We start from the raw sequence: 3,870 nt of genomic DNA on the forward strand, positions 1-3,870 counted from the left end.
TTGCCTGAAAAATGGACCAATCAAGACGGAAAAGATATTGAACTAAAAGAATTAAGAGGAAAAGTTCTTGTTATGGTGATGATTTATACTTCTTGTAAATCAGCTTGTCCAAGATTAGTTGCTGATATGCGAAATATTGAAGCTAAAATCCCAGAAGAATACAAAGACAAAGTCCAATTGGTTTTAGTAAGTATTGATCCAACGGTTGATACTCCAAAAAGATTAAAAGATTTCTCTATCGAAAATAAAATGACAGGAAATCAATGGGTTTTCTTGCGTTCAAATGAAGAAAATACCAGAGAGTTCGCAGCAGTTCTAGCCGTAAATTATAAAAAAATATCTCCGATAGATTTCTCACATTCCAATATTATCAGTGTATTTAATGCGGAAGGCGAGTTGGCATTCCAACAAGAAGGCTTAGGAGTTAGTTACGATAAAACGGTTTCAAAAATCAAAGAAGAAGCGGCTAAAATAGAGTAGAGGCTTCCCAATATAAATCCAATACAACATGAAACTTCAAAATAAAATGCTAGTTGTAGTTGCTTTTGCAATTTCAACGGTAGGTTCTTTTGCTCAAGAGTTAGAAGTTAACCTACAAATACGACCTCGATTTGAATACCGAAATGGTTTTAAAGAATTAATGAAAGACGATTTTTATCCTACTTCATTTGTTTCCCAACGCTCAAGAATGAATTTCTTCTACAAACAAGAAAAGTTCAAAGCTAATGTATCGTTTCAAAACGTTAGAGTTTGGGGTGATGTGGCAACCACTTCTCCATCGGATAAAAACGGAGTAGCGTTATTCGAATCTTGGATTTCGTATGATTTCAATACGAATTGGACAGCTAAATTCGGTCGACAAGTACTTTCGTATGACAATCAAAGAATCATGGGCGGAATCGACTGGTTACAACAAGGTCAAAGTCACGATGCGGTTTTGATTACCAATAAGAAAAATAACTATCAATTAGATTTCGGGGCAGCGTTAAATAACAACAACGAAGCTTTATACGAATCGGCTTATGTAACGAACTATAAAAACATGCAGTTTATTTGGTTCAACCAAAAATTTTCAAAACTAAGTTTGAGTTTCTTAGCACTGAATAATGGCTATCAATATGAAAATTTAACCGAAAATAAATTCCAAGTTGCCTATTTGCAAACCATCGGAACTTATGGTAAATGGGATGCTTCTAAATTTTATGGTGATTTTGATTTGTATGCTCAAACAGGTGAAGCTGCTGTAACAAATGATAAAGTAGATGTTGGTGCGTATTATGCAGGATTTAATTTAGGATATAAATTCACCAATCCTTTCAAAGCCGAATTAGGTTTCGAGTATTTATCGGGTAAAGATCAAAATAATACGGATACCAAAATAAAATCATTCATACCCTTATTTGGAACCAATCACGGATTCAATGGTTTGATGGATTATTTCTATGTTGGGAATCATAAGAATTCAGTAGGATTACAAGATTTTTATACCAAATTCATTTACGACAAGAATAAATGGCAAGTAACATTATCACCTCATTTATTTTATAGCGCTGCTTCTGTTTACAACATGGCTACTTTAGAAGAACAAGATAATTATTTAGGTACAGAAATCGATTTAACAGCTACTTATAAAATGGATAAAAACTTTGTAATTTCTGGAGGTGTTTCAAAAATGTTTGCCAGCGATACTATGGAAATTTTAAAAGGTGGAAACAATTCAAATGGTAACAATTGGGCATGGGTAATGGTTTCATTTAATCCACAATTGTTTACCTACAAAAAATAGATTAATTATAAATGGGTTATATTTAATTAAAAAAGGACTGCTAATATATTTTAGCAGTCCTTTTACTTTAAAAAGAGTCGCTCTGTTTACCAAAACGACTCCGTTTAAAAACCTAATTAACTAATAAAACTTATCTTGTAAAACAATGGCACTTGGAAACAAAATATTATTTTCTAAATGAATGTGCGCATGTAAATCCGCTTCAAATTCTTGTAACATTTGATAAGTGACTTTGTACGTGTTACAAGCATCTGCTGGTGGAGTGTAGTTGTTTGATAATTCTACAATTTTTTCAAATCGTTCGCCTTCATTTTCATGTTCTTCCATCATCATCGCAATAGGATTGGCAACAGAACCAAATCCGGGATTGTTGATTGGTGTATTATTTCGACTAGCCTCTACCATTTTTTTGATAAAAGGAAACAGAATTAACTCTTCTTTTTTCATGTGTTGCGTTAATTCATCCGCACTTCTCTTGAATAATTTTTTAATCTCAAAAAGTTCTGGATGTTGAGCGCCATGTACTTGTTCCAATTTAAGTAAAAACGATAGCAATTGTGGAATTTTTTCTTCCACATAACGATGGTGTTTTTTTTCAATATAATCAATCAACAAATCCAATTCCCAAGATTTAAAATCGATTCCTTGATTGTTGTTGTTTGCCGTAACACGTTCTAATTCGTCTAAAAGCGCATATTTATCAATGCCTTTTTTTGCACATACTTCATCGATTGTTCGGTTTCCTTTACAACAAAAATCGATACCTAACTGACTGAAAACACCCGCAGTTCTGTAATCATCTGCTACTATGTTTCCCACTGTTTTGTTTGAATCTATAACCATATTTTTATATTTAATTTAATAAAAGACAAATTTATCCTTAATTTAATTTTGATTATATGATTTTAATCATATTTAAAGTTTTTTTTTGGCAGTTATTTTGTATTTAATTAAAGGATAAAAACATCCTTAATAAATTCTAACTAATATCTAAAATATGTTATCAAAATCACAAGCACGAGCATTTTTTTTAGGTGGAACCGTAGTAACCTTTTTAGTCTTTATTGGATTAACCATTTACTCGTTCATGCCTAAAAATGATCAAACTTATCATGATAAGATTGATGCAAAAGTTATTCGAGGAAAGGAAATTTGGGAATCGAATAATTGTATGGGTTGTCATACCATACTTGGGGAAGGAGGCTACTATGCTCCAGAACTTACCAAAGTAATCGAAAGAAGAGGAGAAGGTTACGTCAAAGCCGTTTTACAATCGCCAGTTCCTTGGGGGCCAAAAGGCAGAAAAATGGTAAAATACGAAATGAACGATGCCGATGCCGAAGCCATGATTGCTTACTTCAAATGGATTGGAAACATTGATTTGAATGGTTTTGATCGAGTGGTTTCCCCTTTAGCTAAAGAAGAATAATCCAAAATTTAGAAGATATGAAATATAAATCACAAAAAGTAGCGTATTGGTTCTTTGGATTATGCATGTTATTATTTGCATTACAAATTATCTATGGTTTTATTATGGGCTTTGCCCGAATTGGAATGGATGGTCTTCACGATTTTATTCCGTTCAACACAGCAAGAGCTGTTCATACGAATTTATTAGTCGTTTGGTTATTAACCGGTTTCATGGGAGCCGCTTATTATATCATTCCTGAAGAAGCACAAAGAGAATTAGTCAATGTAAAATTGGCTTATGTTCAGTTGATTTCCTTAGCTGTTGTTGGCGTTTTAGCAATCGTTGGATATCACTTTAATATTTGGGAAGGACGAAAATTCCTTGAAATTCCAAGAGAATTAGACTTTTTAGTAGTGGTAAACGTATTATTGTTCTTAGGATTAATCCTCACCACTTTATTCAAAGCAGAAAGACGAACAACAACTTCATTAGTTTTAACAATGGGATTGGTTTTTGCTGCTTTATTATACTTACCGGGTATGATTTGGTTCGATAGCCAAGTTACGGATTCATTCTTCCGTTGGTGGGTAGTGCATTTATGGGTTGAAGGTGTATGGGAACTAATCATGGGAGGTATTTTATCATACTTATTAATCAAACTTACTGGTGTTGA

Annotated in this window: 5 protein-coding genes; 4 read left to right on the plus strand and 1 reads right to left on the minus strand. The window is 33.0% G+C overall.

The features are described 5' to 3' along the window. Both Q0075_RS03645 and Q0075_RS03650 read left to right on the plus strand, forming a co-directional pair. Positions 1-480, plus strand: a 480-nt coding sequence (locus Q0075_RS03645) for an SCO family protein (protein ID WP_297868331.1), incomplete at its 5' end; no start/stop codon positions are given. A gap of 28 nt (positions 481-508) precedes the next feature. Continuing rightward, positions 509-1,786 carry an alginate export family protein gene (locus tag Q0075_RS03650; RefSeq protein ID WP_297868332.1) on the plus strand — a complete coding sequence of 426 codons (1,278 nt, stop codon included), beginning with the start codon at positions 509-511 and terminating at the stop codon, positions 1,784-1,786. Between the two features lie 120 nt (positions 1,787-1,906). Here Q0075_RS03650 and ric read toward each other — a convergent pair whose 3' ends face one another. After that, entirely contained in the window at positions 1,907-2,629 is a 723-nt protein-coding gene (gene ric, locus Q0075_RS03655) for an iron-sulfur cluster repair di-iron protein (protein WP_026726071.1), read from the minus strand. Between the two features lie 154 nt (positions 2,630-2,783). Here ric and Q0075_RS03660 point away from each other — a divergent pair, with 154 nt between their 5' ends. Together Q0075_RS03660 and Q0075_RS03665 are read left to right on the plus strand one after the other, a co-directional pair. Further along, on the plus strand, positions 2,784-3,215 hold the full coding sequence (locus Q0075_RS03660; protein WP_194097423.1) for a cytochrome c: 432 nt from the start codon (positions 2,784-2,786) through the stop codon (positions 3,213-3,215). A gap of 17 nt (positions 3,216-3,232) precedes the next feature. After that, a partial coding sequence (locus tag Q0075_RS03665; RefSeq protein ID WP_297868333.1) for a cbb3-type cytochrome c oxidase subunit I occupies positions 3,233-3,870 on the plus strand: 638 nt, incomplete at its 3' end.

The sequence above is a fragment of the uncultured Flavobacterium sp. genome (assembly GCF_937967675.1).
Taxonomy (GTDB): Bacteria; Bacteroidota; Bacteroidia; order Flavobacteriales; family Flavobacteriaceae; genus Flavobacterium.

Bases quoted from the DNA above. Each gene is read 5' to 3' on its own strand.
- ric (WP_026726071.1), bottom strand. From the start codon at position 2,629: ATGGTTATAGATTCAAACAAAACAGTGGGAAACATAGTAGCAGATGAT.
- Q0075_RS03650 (WP_297868332.1), top strand. From the start codon at position 509: ATGAAACTTCAAAATAAAATGCTAGTTGTAGTTGCTTTTGCAATTTCA.
- Q0075_RS03660 (WP_194097423.1), top strand. From the start codon at position 2,784: ATGTTATCAAAATCACAAGCACGAGCATTTTTTTTAGGTGGAACCGTA.